This window comes from Paraburkholderia dilworthii (assembly GCF_000472525.1).
GTDB classification, from domain to species: Bacteria; Pseudomonadota; Gammaproteobacteria; order Burkholderiales; family Burkholderiaceae; genus Paraburkholderia; species Paraburkholderia dilworthii.
The window spans coordinates 142,395-157,867 of record NZ_AWZT01000001.1 but is presented as its reverse complement, the minus strand read 5'-3'; the positions used below and the strand labels follow the sequence as shown (position 1 = coordinate 157,867).

The 15,473-nt window shown below is 65.3% G+C and carries 16 protein-coding genes; 9 read left to right on the top strand and 7 right to left on the bottom strand.

Translation table 11 applies throughout. From position 1 onward, the window contains the following. Positions 1-9 precede the first annotated feature (9 nt). The 6 genes from F759_RS0100790 to F759_RS42770 form a co-directional block, all read right to left on the bottom strand. Positions 10-996, bottom strand: coding sequence for a LysR family transcriptional regulator (locus tag F759_RS0100790; protein ID WP_027798161.1), 987 nt, complete (start codon positions 994-996; stop codon positions 10-12). Positions 997-1,009: 13 nt separating this feature from the next. Beyond that, positions 1,010-1,828 (bottom strand): hypothetical protein, encoded by an 819-nt coding sequence (locus F759_RS0100785; protein ID WP_027798160.1) that lies wholly within the window; start codon positions 1,826-1,828, stop codon positions 1,010-1,012. Continuing rightward, positions 1,825-2,739 carry a substrate-binding domain-containing protein gene (locus tag F759_RS0100780; RefSeq protein ID WP_027798159.1) on the bottom strand — a complete coding sequence of 305 codons (915 nt, stop codon included), beginning with the start codon at positions 2,737-2,739 and terminating at the stop codon, positions 1,825-1,827. The genes F759_RS0100785 and F759_RS0100780 overlap by 4 nt, the downstream gene beginning before the upstream one ends. A 30-nt stretch (positions 2,740-2,769) precedes the next feature. Next, the gene (locus F759_RS0100775) at positions 2,770-3,189 is read right to left on the bottom strand and encodes a c-type cytochrome (RefSeq protein ID WP_027798158.1); all 420 of its coding nucleotides are present in this window, start codon (positions 3,187-3,189) and stop codon (positions 2,770-2,772) included. A 187-nt stretch (positions 3,190-3,376) separates the two neighbouring features. After that, positions 3,377-5,143: a methanol/ethanol family PQQ-dependent dehydrogenase gene (locus F759_RS0100770; protein ID WP_407668510.1), complete on the bottom strand. Its 1,767-nt coding sequence runs from the start codon at positions 5,141-5,143 to the stop codon at positions 3,377-3,379. A gap of 47 nt (positions 5,144-5,190) precedes the next feature. After that, the gene (locus F759_RS42770; RefSeq protein WP_154670895.1) at positions 5,191-5,346 is read right to left on the bottom strand and encodes a hypothetical protein; all 156 of its coding nucleotides are present in this window, start codon (positions 5,344-5,346) and stop codon (positions 5,191-5,193) included. Between the two features lie 372 nt (positions 5,347-5,718). On the opposite strand from F759_RS42770, the gene F759_RS0100755 reads away from it, so the two are divergent. From F759_RS0100755 to F759_RS0100715, 9 genes are all read left to right on the top strand, one after another. Continuing rightward, positions 5,719-6,126 carry a 4a-hydroxytetrahydrobiopterin dehydratase gene (locus F759_RS0100755; protein ID WP_027798155.1) on the top strand — a complete coding sequence of 136 codons (408 nt, stop codon included), beginning with the start codon at positions 5,719-5,721 and terminating at the stop codon, positions 6,124-6,126. A gap of 368 nt (positions 6,127-6,494) precedes the next feature. Beyond that, positions 6,495-7,523, top strand: coding sequence for a beta-ribofuranosylaminobenzene 5'-phosphate synthase family protein (locus F759_RS0100750; RefSeq protein ID WP_027798154.1), 1,029 nt, complete (start codon positions 6,495-6,497; stop codon positions 7,521-7,523). A 254-nt stretch (positions 7,524-7,777) separates the two neighbouring features. Continuing rightward, on the top strand, positions 7,778-8,719 hold the full coding sequence (locus tag F759_RS0100745; RefSeq protein WP_027798153.1) for an NAD(P)-dependent methylenetetrahydromethanopterin dehydrogenase: 942 nt from the start codon (positions 7,778-7,780) through the stop codon (positions 8,717-8,719). Positions 8,720-8,976: 257 nt separating this feature from the next. Continuing rightward, the gene (locus F759_RS0100740) at positions 8,977-10,200 is read left to right on the top strand and encodes an ATP-grasp domain-containing protein (RefSeq protein WP_027798152.1); all 1,224 of its coding nucleotides are present in this window, start codon (positions 8,977-8,979) and stop codon (positions 10,198-10,200) included. Then, the gene (mch, locus tag F759_RS0100735; protein ID WP_027798151.1) at positions 10,163-11,206 is read left to right on the top strand and encodes a methenyltetrahydromethanopterin cyclohydrolase; all 1,044 of its coding nucleotides are present in this window, start codon (positions 10,163-10,165) and stop codon (positions 11,204-11,206) included. The genes F759_RS0100740 and mch overlap by 38 nt, the downstream gene beginning before the upstream one ends. Further along, the gene (locus F759_RS0100730; protein ID WP_027798150.1) at positions 11,203-12,249 is read left to right on the top strand and encodes an ATP-grasp domain-containing protein; all 1,047 of its coding nucleotides are present in this window, start codon (positions 11,203-11,205) and stop codon (positions 12,247-12,249) included. The genes mch and F759_RS0100730 overlap by 4 nt, the downstream gene beginning before the upstream one ends. Further along, entirely contained in the window at positions 12,242-13,300 is a 1,059-nt protein-coding gene (locus F759_RS36990) for a triphosphoribosyl-dephospho-CoA synthase (RefSeq protein ID WP_084534177.1), read from the top strand. Before F759_RS0100730 ends, F759_RS36990 begins: the two co-directional genes overlap by 8 nt. Positions 13,301-13,404: 104 nt before the next feature. Continuing rightward, complete coding sequence (gene fae / locus F759_RS0100720) at positions 13,405-13,914, top strand: formaldehyde-activating enzyme (protein WP_027798149.1); 510 nt, start codon at positions 13,405-13,407, stop codon at positions 13,912-13,914. 77 nt (positions 13,915-13,991) lie between these two features. Further along, complete coding sequence (locus tag F759_RS0100715) at positions 13,992-14,411, top strand: hypothetical protein (protein WP_027798148.1); 420 nt, start codon at positions 13,992-13,994, stop codon at positions 14,409-14,411. A 106-nt stretch (positions 14,412-14,517) separates the two neighbouring features. On the opposite strand, the gene F759_RS0100710 is transcribed toward F759_RS0100715, so the two are convergent. Beyond that, positions 14,518-15,069 carry a dihydroneopterin aldolase gene (locus F759_RS0100710; RefSeq protein ID WP_027798147.1) on the bottom strand — a complete coding sequence of 184 codons (552 nt, stop codon included), beginning with the start codon at positions 15,067-15,069 and terminating at the stop codon, positions 14,518-14,520. Between the last annotated feature and the right edge of the window lie 404 nt (positions 15,070-15,473).

The window sequence follows — 15,473 nt, the reverse complement described above, 5'->3', positions numbered from 1 at the left end:
ACGTGCGTGTCATGCGGAAGCATCGTCGACTGCGGGCACGAGAACCTTGGGCTTGCCGGGCGACGCTACGAACACCGCATACTCGCGCTCCAGATAAGCTGCGGCCTGTTCGAGCAGAAACTGCCGGAAAATCATGCAGGTCGGCGAAAGCTGCTTGGCGCGCAAATGCACGATCTGCCACGTGCGCTCGATCGGCGTGCCGTTTACATCGAGCAATGCAAGTTCCCCGGTACGCAATTCGAGCAGCAGCGTATGCAGCGAAATCAGGCTCACGCCCATGCCCGCGATTACCGCCTGCTTGATCGTTTCGTTACTGCCGAGCGTGACGACTTTCGCCGGCGCGAAAAGATGCTGCCGGAACATTTCCTCCGCGGCCATGCGGGTGCCCGAGCCGGGCTCGCGTAGAAGAAACGTGTCGCCGCGCAACTCCTGCAAGTCGAAACGCCGCGCGCCCGCAAGCGGATGATCCACCGGCGCGATTACCACTTGCGGATGCCATGCAAGCGGCTCCGTTGTCGTATCGAGTTCGGGCGGCGGGCGTCCCATGATTGCGAGGTCGATTGCATTGTCCTGAAGAAGACGCAACAGCGCGTCGCGGTTGCCGACCGAAAAGTGCACATCGACTTTCGGGTAAAGATGCGAATACATCGCGAGCAGCTTCGGTGCGAAATACGTCGCGGAACTGACGATACCCACCGCGATGGAGCCGCTATCGGCCTGCTTGAGCGAGCTCATCGCATCCTCGGCGTCCTTGATCTCGCCGAGAATCCGGCTCGCGTGATGGCTGAATTTCTCTCCGGCTTCGGTCAACGCGAGCTTGCGCGCGATCCGCTCAAAGAGACGCAGGCCGACGGCCTCCTCGAGTTGATGAATCTGCATCGACACCGCGGGCTGCGTCAGATGCAATTCTTCGGCGGCTCGCGCAAAGCTCGTATAGCGGCTCGCCACGACAAAAATCTGCAATTGACGCAGCGTGAGCGAGCGGATGAAGTTCACGGCCGCGCGCCCGCTACCGGCTCGCGCGCGGCGCGTTCGACGGCTTGACGGGCGCGTTCGGCGAATGCGGCGCGTTGGGTGCGTTGGGTGCATTCCCCGGCGCCGGCAACTTGCGCAAGGCGGCCTGGAAACTCAGCGTGCGGCTATGCAGCGGATGCGCGAAATCGTTGTTCGCGCCGGGCACCTCGGTGCGAATCAGCGCGACTTCGCCCGGCACGGTACTGGCGATCAGGAACGTATAGCGTTTCGCGGTGTATTGAGCAAAACGTTCGGCGTTGGGATCGTCGAGATACGGCTGCACGACGATCTGCTGCGCCTTGACCGGCTTACCGTCGATCTGGCTCGTCACCGTTTCGATCTTCGGGCCGGCGGCAAGCGCGAGCCGCAGCCGCTGCTGGAAATAGCGCCGTTGTCCGCCCGTGAGCCGCTCCATCTCTGCAATGTCGCGCTCCAGGAAATAGATGATCACCGGGTTGCACTGCAAGCCGCCGTTCGGCAATGGCACGGCTCCGCTGTGATCGGACACCTGCGCGTCACCCTTTGCGTTGTCCTGACTCGTCACCAGCACCTTGACGACGTCGGTGCCGTGCGCGGGCGGATCGGAAGTGAGCAGCGCGTAGTCGAGTTCGGTTTGCTGCGCAACGCCATGCAGATGATCGGTCGTGAAGATGAGCCGTTCTGCAGGCGTGATCTCGCTACTGCCGGCGGCCGGCGCGGCCGCATGCGCGTCGCCGATGAAGCATGTCAAGTATGTCGAGCACGCGATACTCGCGGCGCACACCGCGAGCACGCGCCGCCATTCGCGGCGCAAACCGCCTCGCACCGCCGTCATGGCGATGCGTCCGCAGGCTTGCCGGCCGGCGCATCGACGGGCTTCAGAAGCGGCACTTCATAGCTCGTGAGAATGCTATCGATCTTGTCGTGGTTCGCGCCGATCCATTGATCGACCTTGTCCTTCCACGCCTTCTCGCCGTAACGCACGCCCATCGAGATCGTATAGTCGAAGCGGATGCCGGGCGTGGCCGGGAACGGCACGAGCTTCACCGAATCGCCGGAGCGCTTCGCGAAGTAGCCCGCAATCGGTCCCCACAGAAACACGACGTCGACATTGCCCGCCTGAAGATCTCTTTCGATCATCTGGCCGGGATATTCCTGCGGGTCGCCGCTTTGCACCTGATACGAGACCGCCTGATCGATCAGGTTATGACCGAGCAGCCAGTCGACTGCCGGCGTCTGCGTAAAGATGCCAAAGCGCAGCTTGTGCAACTGGTCCGGCGGCAGCTTCAGAAGATCGTCGGGCGTATTGATGCCGGCGAGTTCCGGCCGCTTCTTGAACACCATTGCATAGGTGGAGCGCAGATAAGGCTGCGTCGTCGAAGTCATGTCGTAGCCTTTCGGCACGCCGATGATCAGATCGCATTTGTAGCGCTCGCTGTCGGGCACCTTCTCGCGCAACGTGTGGCGCACGAAGCCCATGCGCTGCGGAAAATACGTGTATTCGAGCTTGTAGCCGAAGTCGCTCGCCATCTGGCTTGCGATGCGGTTTTCGTAACCCTCGCCCTTGTTGTTCGACAGGGGCATGTTGTTCGGGTCCGCACAGACTCGCAGCACGCCGTCGGCGCCGTCGTTGTTCGGCAGCGCCGCCTCGCCCTGGGCGCGCACCGCGCCGCTTGCGAGCGCCGCGTAACAAAGCGCGCCTGCCACCAGTGCGGCGTGCGCGTGCATTAGTTTGCGATCACGCATCGATCACCTCCTGAAGTTGTGCCGCCGGCGTTATTTCGCGTCGATGGCCTGCAGATCGCCGGGCTTGATCTGCCCGTCCGAGCGCCCCTTCAGATAGGCGTAAAGGTTCTCCCAGTTCTTTTGCATCATCTGGCTGGAACTGAAGTCAGGCATGCCCTTGTCGACCCGCCCGCCGAATACCGTGCGATGAAACTCGTTCTTGTCGAGCGTCTTGAACGCTTCGACGAGCGACGGTCCGACCATGCCCTGCTGCTGCGCACCATGGCAGCGTTCACAGGCAAGCGCGCGCCAGGTCTTCCATCCTTGCAACGTGTTGCTGTCCACCTTGCTGCCGTCGACCACCTTGTACGCCACCTGGGCAATCGCGGGATTGGTCTGGGCGTACGTGACAGGCAGCACGACGAATACTACGGGCAGCGCCGCCCGCAACAAGATTGATCGGCCTTTCATAATACAGATGTCTCCTGATGATAGGGCCGCGCCTCGCTGCATCTGTGCAACAGCGCGGACCCGGTAACTCGTATGCAACTCGTGGTTGAACCGCATTGACCTGATTTGACCCAACCGCACGTGCCGGCAGCCGCCCCCGGTGCTTCACCAGGAGCGAACCGGCCGCGCGATTCGGACTACCCCGCGATCAGCTGTTGCCGCCGGGAATGGCGAACACGAAGAGCGTGCCGCCGAGCGCCGTATACTTCGCGAGTTCGCGATAACCGCCCACCGCGCCAAGGCCTTCCGTCGACTTCTCGAGTCCGGCCGCCATGCCGATGCCGGCCCAGCCGCCAATGCCCGAATAGACGCCGACGTACTGCTTACCCTGATACTGGTAGGTGAACACGTTGCCGATGATCCCCGACGGGGTCTTGAAGCGCCACAATTCCTTGCCGTCCTTGATGCGAACCGCCTTGAGGTAGCCTTCGAGCGTGCCGTAGAACGCGATGCCGCCGGCGGTAGCGAGCGCGCCCGACCATACCGAGAACTTCTCCGGCTTGGACCAGACGATCTTGCCCTTCGAGGCATCCCACGCGATGAAATTGCCCATCGCGTTGTTCTCGTTCGGACCCGGATACATCGACAGCGTCGCGCCCACATACGGCTGACCGGACACGTAGTCGACATCGAACGGTTCGTAGTCCATGCAAACGTGATTGGTCGGCACGAGGAAGAGGCTCGAGTTCGGGTCGAACGCTGCGGGCTGCTGGTCCTTCGATCCGAGCGCTGCCGGACAGATGCCCTTCACGTTGTGGTCCGAGCCCGCTGCCTGCGTCGAATACGCGGCGTTACGAATCGGCTTGCCGCTCTTCAGGTCGACGCTGTCAGCCCAGTTCACCGCCGGATCGAACTTCTGGGCAACCAGCAACTGGCCGCTCTCGCGGTTCAACGTGTAGCCGAAACCGTTACGGTCGAAGTGAACGATGGCGGGCACCTTCTTGCCGTCGATCGTCAGATCCGACAGGATCATTTCATTGACGCCGTCGTAGTCCCACTCGTCGTGAGGCGTCATCTGATAGACCCACTTCGCCATGCCGGTATTCAGATCGCGAGCCATGATCGACATCGACCACTTGTTGTCGCCCGGACGTTGCGTCGGGTTCCATGTGCCCGGATTGCCGGTGCCGTAGTAGACAAGGTTGAGCTTCGGATCCCACGCATACCAGCCCCATGTGGTGCCGCCGCCCAGCTTCCACTGATCGCCCTTCCAGGACTTCAGCGACGAGTCCGCGCCCACCGGCACCATCTTGCCGTCGGCGTAGGTCATCGTCTTGTCGGGGTCCATCAGCATATCCTTGTCGGGACCCGTGCTGTAAGCGGTCCAGACCGGCTTGCCCGTCTTCACGTCATACGCGATCAGGCGTCCGCGCACGCCGAACTCGCCACCAGAAATGCCTGTGAGCACCTTGTCGCCGAATACGTGCGGCGCATTGGTGTTGGTTTCGCCGGCTTTCGGGTTGCCGTTCTGCGCGGTCCATACGACGTCGCCGGTTTTCGCGTTCAACGCGACGAGCTTGGTGTCGGCCTGTTGCAGGAAGATCTTGCCGTCGCCATAGGCGAGTCCGCGATTGACGGTATCGCAGCACATCACGGAGACAACCGATTCATCCTGCTTCGGCTGGTATTGCCAGAGGAAAGTCTGATCCTTCAGGTTGATCGCAATCACCTTGTTAGGGAACGGCGAGTGTATATACATGGTGTCGCCGATCACGAGCGGCGAGCCTTCGTGGCCGCGCAGCACGCCGGTCGACATGGTCCACGCGACCTGTAGTTTTCCGACGTTGTTTTCGTTGATCTGCTTGAGTGGGCTGTAGCGGTGATTCGCATAATCGCCTGCCTGCGCCGCCCAGTTCGACGGACTTTTAATGAGCCCGTCGAGCTGCGAATCGGCCTGTGCAACGATAGAGCTCATGGCTGCCGACGCGAGGATCGCGAGCCCAAGAACCGTGGTGCGTAAGTTCATGTCTCCTCCAGAATGGTCTTGCTGTTCAACTCACGAATGACCACGCTACCTCGCCGCACCGGGCGCGCCCTCCACGGATGCAGGGTAACGATCAGCGCCATTCCCAATCGTTGTCGGGTTTCGCGGCGCATGACGGCCAACGCATATTCCATGCCGGTCTCGCGGCGGCACTAACCGTATCCGCCGCCACAAGCCGGTCTGCAAACGCCGCGCGGGCACACTGAACCACGCCGCGCGCCGCGCCTCGGGCGCCGTTGACCTCACTGTGTGACGGCTGCATGAAACGGCGATAGTGCGAGATGCCGTTCGGCAGTGTCACGCCGTGACACCACCTGAACGCGGCATGTGGCACATACTGTGTCATAGCCCGATACGAAGCGTGTCCGTCGCGAGGCATGCAGCGCAGAACCGCTTCGCCACGGCGGCCCATGCGATTCGCCCGCCGTGTGGCGCGTCGGATGGCGCATCATTTGCAGCGCAACATGAGTGTTATCGATCGAACCAACATCCGCGGAGCAGCGATCATGGCAAACACCGAAAAGGTCTATTCCGACGACGAGATCCAGCAACGTCTCGTCGGTCCGCTTCAGCACTGGTATATCGAGGACGGCTGGCTGCGGCGCAAATACCGCACCGAAGGCTGGAAGGGAACGTTGATGGTGGTGAACGCAGTAGGTCATCTCGCGGAAGCCGCGTGGCATCACCCGGATCTAACGGTCTCCTATGCATTCGTGATCGTGAAACTCAAGACGCACTCGGCGAAGGGCATCACGGATAAGGACTTCGCGCTCGCCAGCAAGATCGAGTCGTTCATCCAGTGGCAGCCGGCAACCGAAGGCGGTCCGCTCGAAGGCACGCCGAGCGACGACCAGCGCTTTCGCTATATCAAGTACGACGCGCCGAAAGCGGGCGGAGCGGCCGAGGGTGGGTGAAGCGGGGCCACTGAAGCGCGAGTGGCTCAAACGATGCGGGGCTCACGCCGAGCGACCGAGGACGGCTGGAACGAGGACCCTGGAACGAGCACGGCTGAAACAAGGCGCGGCTGGAACGGCGACCGCAAGACCGATGGCGGCTGAAAACGGGCCGCCAGCTGAAACCACGCTCGGACAAAGCGAGGCGCCGCTCACCGGGCGCCGCCAAAACCGGACGCTCCAGTATGGGCCTGGTACGGCTTTCGCTTGACGTCCTGCGCCGATCGCCGCGCCACGGCGCCCCTCATCGTCATGGCGGCGCTTGCGGTTCACTCTGCTCAAGCAACACCGAGGCAACACCGAGTCACGCACGAACAAGGACACTCGCGATGCAGCTTCACGTTCGCCGCCTTCCGCCCGATGCCACCGTGACCGTGGATGCGCCCGCGCGGCTGCATCTGGGCTTTCTCGACCCGAATGCATCGCTCGGACGCGCATTCGGCAGCGTCGGACTTGTGATCGACAGCGGCGGCACGCGCGTCGAAGCCCGGCTCGCCGAACGCGACCACGTCGGCGGCGCGCTCAGCGATGCGGAGCGCGAGCGCATCGCGGTCTGTCTCGAACGGCTGCATGCGGCCTATGACCCGACGCCCGTCGCGATCGAGGTCACGCAGACACCCCGCGCGCACACCGGACTCGGCTCGGGGACTCAACTCGCGCTCGCGGTCGGCATGGCGTTCGTGCGGCTCTTCGGGCACGTCGCCACTAGCGCCGAACTGGCGAGCCTGTTGGGGCGCGGCGCGCGCTCGGGCATCGGCGTGCTCGGCTTCGATTCGGGTGGCCTGCTGGTGGACGGCGGACCGTCCGGCGACCTGCATGCCGGTGTGCCGCCGCTGCTCGCGCGCCAGCCGTTTCCAGACGACTGGCGCGTGCTGCTCGTCAGCGACAACGCCCGCGAAGGTCTGCACGGCGCCGACGAACGGCGCGGCCTTGCGGCGCTCGCGCCGTTTCCGCAGAAACTCGCCGCGCATCTATGTCACCTCGTGCTGATGAAGATTCTGCCGGGCGCCGCCGAGCGCAACATCGTGCCGTTCGCACATGGATTGACGGAGATGCAGCAGACCATCGGCGAATACTTCGCGCCCGTGCAGGGCGGCGTGTTCGCGAGCCCCGGCGTCGAGCGCGCGTTGCGCGCCGTCGCCGCGCAGCGCACCGCGGGAATCGGCCAGAGTTCGTGGGGACCGACGGGCTTTGCAATCGTCGGTAGCGCGCGCGACGCCGAAGGCGCGCTCGCCGCAGCACGCGAGGCCACGCGCGGCATGCCGCATATCGAATGCGCAATCGTTGCCGGACGCAATCGCGGTGCGACCGTGCGCTCCGCCGAAGGGCGCCAGCACCGGCGCATCGACGCGGCATGAAGTGCCTTTACTCCGTGCCGCGGGCCGCGTATCGGGCAGCCGACGAACCAGCGCGTGGAGATGGGTCGCACGTGATCGGGCGGCTCGCGAAAGGGCGGTTCACCCATAGACCGCACGCGCGGAACACGCGGAACACGTCGCACGCGCGACATCGATCCGACGCACGGCCTTTGTACCCACGCACTCACGCGCGGCAACCGTCAGCCCTTCCGTTGCGCAGCCCACGACATCGCCACTGAAACGAGCCCCTTGCCATGTCCGACACCACTGAAAAACCCGCCGAAAGGCCCTACGTCCTGCACATGTTCACGGCCACGCCGCAGATGAGTCCGTTCGACGTCAACATGGCCGCCGACGCCGGCTACCAGATCATCGTGCCATATTGCGATGTCGACGCCGGCATGGTCGCCAATCTCACGCAGGACGCGATCTTCTCGCGCGGGCCGAAAGGCGTGGCGCGCACCGGCATCTTCATCGGCGGACGCGATGTCATGCTCGCCGCCGACATGCTCGACATCGCTCGCAAAGCAATGGTCCCGCCGTTCGAAGTGTCCGTGTTCGCCGATCCAAGCGGCGCGTACACCACCGCGGCCGCGCTGGTCGCGCTGGCGGAGCGGCATCTGAGCAAGGCGTACGGCATGGAACTGGGCGGCAAGCGCGTGCTGATTCTCGGCGGCACCGGCGCCGTCGGGCGCGTCGCGGCGGCGATGGCGGCTTCGCTGGGCGCGGACGTGTCGATTGCGAGCCATACCGACCAGGCGCGCGCGGTGCGCGTCAGCGACGATCTCAATCAGCGCTTCGGCATTGTGACCAAGGGTGTCGGCACCGCGACGCCCGCCGAACTGCGCGCGGTGCTCGGCGAGGCCGAGATCGTGCTCGCCACCGCCATCGCCGGCGTGCAGGTGGTGAGCCGCGAAGACCTCGAACATGCGCGCCATCTGCTGATCGCCGCCGATGTCAACGCGGTACCGCCCGAAGGCATTGCCGGCGTCAACGTGATGAACGACGGCAAGCCGATCGAAGGCGTGCCGACCGCGGGCGGCGCCATCGGCATCGGCGCACTGGCGATCGGCAACGTCAAATATCAGGTGGAACACCGGCTCTTTACGCGGATGCGCACGGGCGGCAAGCCTGTCTACCTGAGTTTCCCGCAAGCGTTCGACGAGGCCCGCGCCGTCGCGGCGGGCCTCGGTTGAGCGGCGGGCCGTGCGGATCTTGCGGCATGCGTGGCATGGGGCGGACATGGCGACTGACGCGGCCAGACCGACGTGGCACCTCGATTGGCCGCCTGGCGGGCACCTTGTGAGGAGCCCGTGGTGACACATCGTGTGACACGTACCGTGGCAGTTCCAGTGAAACCTGCAGCACATTGCGAGGCACCCGTTGTGACACATTGCCCGACCCGTCGCACCACCCATTACCCGAGCGGCATCGCGCCGTTGCCGGAGCAGCCATGATCTCGCGTCCATCTCCGTCGCATGCGCCGTTCGTCGCGGTGGCAGGACTGTCCGCACGAATGCTCGCGCAATCCGCCGCGCGAGCGGGTTTGCGCGTCGTCGCCCTCGACGTATTCGGCGACCGCGACACGCGCGAGGCCTCCGAACTGTGGTTCGACATCGGCGGCGGACCATTGTCGATCGATGCCGCGCGGCTCACCGACGCGCTCGAACGCAGCGCACGCCTGCCGGGCATGATCGGCTGGATCGACGGCAGCGGGCTCGAGCCGTTCGTCGCGCAGTTGTGCAGTGCGCCGGCCCTGCCGCGCTTTATAGGCAATCCCGTCGACACAAGCGCCGCCGTGCGCGATCCGCGGCGCTTCTTTGCACTGCTCGACGAGATCCAGATCCCGCATCCACCGGTCGCCTTCATGCGCCCCGCCGCACCGCGGGGCTGGCTCATGAAACGCGCGGACGGCTGCGGCGGGACGCACGTCGAGCCGCTCGCAGCGCTCGCGCCTTTCGCCGATACGCACGTTCCCGCGCAAGTCTATTTCCAGCGGCAGAGCCGGGGCCGCGCAATGTCGGCGCTCTTTATCGCCGCGCGCGGCGGCGCACGCGTGCTCGGCTTCGCGCAACAGCTGACGTGCCGGATGGGCAGCCTGCCTTTCGTCCACGCGGGCTCGATTGGCCCGATCGACTTGTCGCCTGCCGTCGAAGTCCGTGTGCGAGCGGCGATCGCCGCGCTATGCGCGCGCGTCGGCCTGACCGGCATCAATAGCTGTGACTTTCTGCTTGACGGCGATTCGTTCGAACTGCTCGAAATCAACACGCGCCCGTCATCGACGATAACGCTTTATGAAACCGCCTCGCCCGATGCCTGGCCGCGCGGCCTCGTCGCGAGTCATATCGACGCCTGCCGCCACGGCCGCCTGCCGGCGCAGCACGCGCCCGCAACATGGCGCGCCGGTCAACAGGTGCTGTTCGCGCCGCATCCATTCGTGGTTTCGCAGGCGTTCAGCGACGCCTGCATGCGCGATCCGCGCTGCCGCGACGTGCCGATGCCCGGCACCTCGGTCGAAGCGGGCCAGCCGGTCTGCACGCTGCTCGTGCGCGCAGCTTCGCTGGATGCCGTGCGGCAAACGCTCGACGCGCAGCACACGCTGGTTCTGCAACGAATCGAAACCTGCCATGAGCCCTGCTATGAGCCCGACCGAGCCTTCATCCACTGCCACTCCTGACGAATCCCGGCCGCCGCTCGCGGATGCCGCCGCGCTGAGCGTCAACGCGCTCAGCGAACGTCTCGTCGCCCGTCTCGTCGACGACGCGCCGCGCTTCGGCGCCGCCGTCAGCCGCACGGAGAACGGCACCGTGCTGGTCGACGCGGGCGTGAGCGCGCCGGGCAGCGTCGCGGCGGGCGTGCTGATCGCGCGCATCTGCATGGGCGGCCTCGGCCACGTGACCGTGCGCGAGAGCCTCGATGCGAGGCCGCTGTGGCCCAGCACGATCGAAGTGCGCACCTCGTGGCCGGTGCTCGCCTGCCTCGGCAGTCAATACGCAGGGTGGAGCCTCGCCGCGACGAAGGAGCAGACCGGCGGCAAGAAGTTCTTTTCCCTCGGCTCGGGCCCCGCGCGCGCGCTTGCTGTGAAGGAGCCGCTTTTCGCCGAACTCGGCTATCGCGACCATCACGAGCGCGGCGTGCTGGTACTCGAAGTGGACCGTTTGCCGCCGCAGGTCGTCATCGACAAGGTGCTGCATGACTGCGGCCTCGCGCCGGAGCGGTTGACACTTGTCACCACGCCGACACAGTCTGTCGCGGGAACGGTGCAGGTCGTGGCGCGCGTCGTCGAGGTCGCCATGCACAAGACGCATGTGCTTGGCGTCGCGCTCGACGAAGTGGTGGAAGCCGGCGGCTCCGCGCCGTTGCCGCCGCCCGCGCCGGACGGCATTCAGGCGATGGGCCGCACCAACGACGCAATCCTGTACGGCGGCCGCGTGCATCTCACGGTGAAGCACGATGCAGTGGCGCGGCGGCTCGCCGCCGAATTGCCCGCCTCGACTTCGCGCGACCACGGCCGCCCGTTCGCGGACATCTTCACGTCGTTCAATTACGACTTCTATCAGATCGACCCCGCGCTGTTCGCGCCAGCCGAAGTGTGGGTGAGCAGCCTCGAAAGCGGCGCGACATATCACGGCGGCGGCGTCGACGCGGATTTGCTGCACGGCCAATGGAGCGGCAAGCCATGAGCCTGCCGTCGCCCCTCGCCTCGGCCGGCATGGACGCCGACACTGACACCGCTGCCGCGCGAGCCCCGCTGCGCATCGCGATCATGACCGACGAAACCGGCTGGCACACCGGACGCCTTAAAAAAGCGTTTCGCGCGCGCGGCGCCGAGGCGCGCTGCATCGATCTCGCCGACTGCCGGATCGACACGACATGGGAGCCGCATGGGCTCGTGCTGCCCGGCTTCGGCCATGCGCTGCCGGACGCGGTGTTCGTACGCGGCATCGCCGGCGGCACCTTCGAGCAGGTCACACTACGGCTCGGCATTCTGCATGCGCTGCGCGAGTGCGGCGTGCCCGTCTACAACGACGCGCGCGCGATCGAACGCAGCGTCGACAAATCGATGACGAGCTTTTTGCTGCATCGCCACGGTGTGCCTACGCCCGCGACATGGGCGGGCGAATCGGCGGCATTCGCGCAGCGCGTGCTGATGCGCGAGGCCGCGGCCGGGCGCCAGGTCGTGCTCAAGCCGCTGTTCGGCTCGCAAGGTCATGGGCTCAAGCGGCTCGGCGCACGCCGCACACCGCCTCGCGCGCTCGCGCCGCTGCCTTCGCTCAAGCCGTACAACCAGGTGGCTTATCTGCAGCGTTATATCGACGGCGGCCGGCCTGGCTTCGACTGGCGCGTACTGGTGATCGGCGGACGCGCGGTGGCGGCGATGCGGCGCATCGGCGGAAAGGGCTGGATTCATAACTTCGCGCAGGGCGCGACGTGCGAGGCGGCGCAACTGGATGCGCCGCTCGCGCAGACTGCCGTGCGTGCCGCCGAAGCGCTCGGGCTCGACTATGCGGGCGTCGATCTGATTCCCGATCCGCACGATGCCGCGCGGCCGCTCGTGCTGGAGGTTAACGGGGTGGCGGCATGGCGCGGCCTTCAATCGGTGACGCCTGTCGACGTTGCAGCGGCGCTCGCGGACGATCTGCTGTTTCGCAAACTGCCGGCGCAGCGCAGCGCGCTCGCGCAAAGCGGCGAGGCAGCCGTGGTGGCGCTGCATGGTCATGGCTGAGCGGCGCGGGCGTTTGACGGAACTGGCGAGCTGTATCGGATATGCAGCAGCGGGCGGTTCAGGCCATTCAGGCCATTCAGGCCATTCAGGCCATTCAGGCCATTCAGGCGACTGCAATGATGCCCCATCCACGGCCGCCTTCGAGCACACCCGCGCCGCTTTCCTGACAGCCTGCCGCCTCGACGTCGAAACGCCGAAGCCCGGCAACGTCAGCGTCGATAGCGAAGGCCACGGCATGAGCGCGGCGCAGTTCATCGCGAGCGCCGACGCAGCCGCCGACGCGCTTCTCGCGCGCGGCGCGCCGGTCGGCCAGCGGATCTTCGATGCGGTCGCGCGCACCCGCGCCGCGGTCGGCTGCAATACGAATCTCGGCATCCTGCTACTCGTCGCGCCGCTCGCTGCGGCGCTCGAAGAAACAGAGCGCCCGCTGTCGGTGCCCGCGTGGCGTGCGGCGACCGAGCGCGTACTCGCGCGGCTCGACATCGACGACTCCCGTCTCGCGTACCGGGCGATTGCGCTCGCGAATCCGGGCGGCCTTGGCGACGCCCCGGAGCAATCGGTTCATGCAGCCCCCACAGTCGGCCTGCGCGAGGCAATGGTGCTCGCCACCGCACGCGACAGCATCGCCCGCCAGTATGCGGAAGGCTTTCGCGACATCTTCGAAACCGGCCTCGCGGCGTTGCGCGAAACGCCCGCCGGTCAGCCGCGCCTTGCCACGCTGAACGCGTTTCTCACGTTTCTGAGCACGTGGCCCGACTCGCACATTGTGCGTAAGCAGGGCCTCGCCGTGGCGCAGAGTGTCACGCGAACGGCACGCGAACGGCACGCCCAATGGCGCCGCGCACTCGCGCAGAGCGGCCCGGGCGCGGCCGGCGTGCCACTCGACGCATGGGACGCCGGAATGAAGGCCAGCGCCATCAATCCCGGCACCAGCGCGGACCTGACGGTGGCCACGCTGTTCGTCTCGCTGTGCCTCGAAGAGCCGGGCGACGCGAGCCACGCCTCGTGCGAGGCGGACCCGCCGCGCACTGGCACGGATTCTGTTAGTTAGTGCCACCGTGCATCAACCGCTGCCAAGCGATCGCGGACCAGGACCGTCACAGGCGGCGTGTCAGTCAGTCGGCAAGTCCCCATTCCACTCATCGGAGGAACAGCATGGCCAAGATCAACCGCGTCCTGATAGGAGAGTCGCTCGTCGGCGACGGCAACGAGGTCGCACACATCGACTTGCTGATGGGACCGCGAGGTTCCGCTGCGGAAACCGCATTCTGCAATGCGCTCACCAACAATAAGGATGGCTTCACATCGCTGCTCGCGGTCGTCGCGCCGAATCTGCTCACCAAGCCCAACACGATCCTCTTCAACAAGGTGACGATCAAGGGCGCGAAGCAGGCAGTGCAGATGTTCGGGCCGGCTCAGCATGCGGTCGCGCTCGCTGTGGCGGACAGCGTCGAGGACGGCACGATCCCGCAGGACGAGGCGGACGATCTGTTCCTGTGCGTCGGCGTCTTCATTCACTGGCAGGCGGAGGACGACAAGAAGATCCAGGAGTACAACTACAAGGCGACGCGCGAGGCGATCCAACGCGCGGTCCGAGGCGAACCGACCGCTGCCGAGGTCGTGTCGAAGAAGAGCAGCGTCGCGCATCCGTTTGCCCCGAACTGATGGCTCGCGGCCCGCGAGGCGCTGCCGCGCGGGCTTTGCATGATGCCATCCGGCAATTGCTCTCACAGAGGCATGAGATGACCCTACGATGTCGTGCGCTGGCGGCCTGTGCCTGCATCGCGCTCGCCGCGCCGCTCGCCTGGGCGGACGGCGACGCGCCCAACGCGCCGGCGCCGGCCCCGGCCCCGGCCGGAGGCTACAACTACCCGACTCAGGGACGCGTCGAATACGTGCTCTCCTGCATGGACGACAACGGACACGATTTCGCGAACGTCTACAAATGCTCGTGCGTGATCGACAAGATGGCAGCCGCGCTGCCTTACGACGAGTTCGTCAATCAGTCCACCTTCGCCAAATATGCAACGCTCGGCGGCGAAGGCGGCTCCGAGTTCCGGGTCGACCACGCAAAAGCGCAAACGAAGAAATTCCGCACGTTGCAGACGGACGCCTACCGGAGTTGCGGACTCCGCAACGATAAGACGGCGGCGTCGAAATAGCGGACATGGCCGGTGAGCGGCGCGGGCACTGCGCATGCCGTTTCGGCGCCGCGACACTTATCGCGCGGCCCCTCCCGGTCCGGCGTTGTCGAGGCGCGTGGCAGGCTTAGATCGGAATCAGTCCCTCGCCAAGCGACGCATAACCGGCGAGTCCCGTAGGCTCATTAACCGGCTGCGGCATATCGCTACGCTGCCGTTCGATCTGCACGCCGACGGCCGCGACGTCGTCGAATTTTGCGGGTTTCGCGAGCGCCACGCGTACCCAGTGCGCACCGAAGTCATTGATCAGCAGGCGCGCCACCGCTTCGGCAAGCGCTTCGAGCAGACGAACGTCGTGCGAGTCCAGCAACGCGTGCAACGCGCTGCGCACCGCCGCGTAGTTGATGGTGTCCTCGATACGATCGGTCGTGCACGCGCGAATTGCGGGAACGCCGATCGCAAGGTTCATCCGCACGGACTGCGGCACGTGCAGCTCGCTGCTGTCGATACCTATAATCGTCTGACCGATAAAGTTTTCGATGAACACGATATCCATGCGCCCCGGCAGAGTGCCGGCCGATGGCGTGTCCGCAGGCGCACCCCAAGCCGCACTTGCGCGAGACGTTCCCGCATCGGCGGCGCAGAAGCTGGCGAGGCGAACGGTATCGATACGGTCCATGATGTACTCCGCCGCAAAGCGGCAACAAGTTAAGAGACGCAACCCGGGTAAACGCAAAGCAGTACAGCATGAGCCGGGCGCGAAGCACTCTGTGCCGCGCAATACCGCCGCAGGCAACGGCGGACCCCGGCAAGGGCATGAATTCATTAAAAGCAAAAACCGGGCACACCATGTACTATTGATGCGACTTCTTATTGAACGCGAACGACATCGGGCGTAGAGTTTTAAGCCAACGCCTGACAGTACATGGAAACACCGTGGAAACACCGCGGGAACAGCACAGAAGCATCAGGTGTATTACTCAGTGCGCATACGGACACAGAAGCCGCGGCGCGAGGGGATGACATTATCGATAAAGCGGCACTCGTGACGCGCAACCTGCAGCCAGGCGAATGCAGCAGTAC

Coding starts and splice junctions, on each gene's coding strand:
- F759_RS0100785 (WP_027798160.1), bottom strand. CDS start 1,828: ATGACGGCGGTGCGAGGCGGTTTGCGCCGCGAATGGCGGCGCGTGCTC.
- F759_RS0100780 (WP_027798159.1), bottom strand. CDS start 2,739: ATGCGTGATCGCAAACTAATGCACGCGCACGCCGCACTGGTGGCAGGC.
- F759_RS0100775 (WP_027798158.1), bottom strand. CDS start 3,189: ATGAAAGGCCGATCAATCTTGTTGCGGGCGGCGCTGCCCGTAGTATTC.
- F759_RS0100770 (WP_407668510.1), bottom strand. CDS start 5,143: ATGAGCTCTATCGTTGCACAGGCCGATTCGCAGCTCGACGGGCTCATT.
- F759_RS42770 (WP_154670895.1), bottom strand. CDS start 5,346: ATGGAATATGCGTTGGCCGTCATGCGCCGCGAAACCCGACAACGATTG.
- F759_RS0100755 (WP_027798155.1), top strand. CDS start 5,719: ATGGCAAACACCGAAAAGGTCTATTCCGACGACGAGATCCAGCAACGT.
- F759_RS0100750 (WP_027798154.1), top strand. CDS start 6,495: ATGCAGCTTCACGTTCGCCGCCTTCCGCCCGATGCCACCGTGACCGTG.
- F759_RS0100745 (WP_027798153.1), top strand. CDS start 7,778: ATGTCCGACACCACTGAAAAACCCGCCGAAAGGCCCTACGTCCTGCAC.
- F759_RS0100740 (WP_027798152.1), top strand. CDS start 8,977: ATGATCTCGCGTCCATCTCCGTCGCATGCGCCGTTCGTCGCGGTGGCA.
- mch (WP_027798151.1), top strand. CDS start 10,163: ATGAGCCCGACCGAGCCTTCATCCACTGCCACTCCTGACGAATCCCGG.
- F759_RS0100730 (WP_027798150.1), top strand. CDS start 11,203: ATGAGCCTGCCGTCGCCCCTCGCCTCGGCCGGCATGGACGCCGACACT.
- F759_RS36990 (WP_084534177.1), top strand. CDS start 12,242: ATGGCTGAGCGGCGCGGGCGTTTGACGGAACTGGCGAGCTGTATCGGA.
- fae (WP_027798149.1), top strand. CDS start 13,405: ATGGCCAAGATCAACCGCGTCCTGATAGGAGAGTCGCTCGTCGGCGAC.
- F759_RS0100715 (WP_027798148.1), top strand. CDS start 13,992: ATGACCCTACGATGTCGTGCGCTGGCGGCCTGTGCCTGCATCGCGCTC.
- F759_RS0100710 (WP_027798147.1), bottom strand. CDS start 15,069: ATGGACCGTATCGATACCGTTCGCCTCGCCAGCTTCTGCGCCGCCGAT.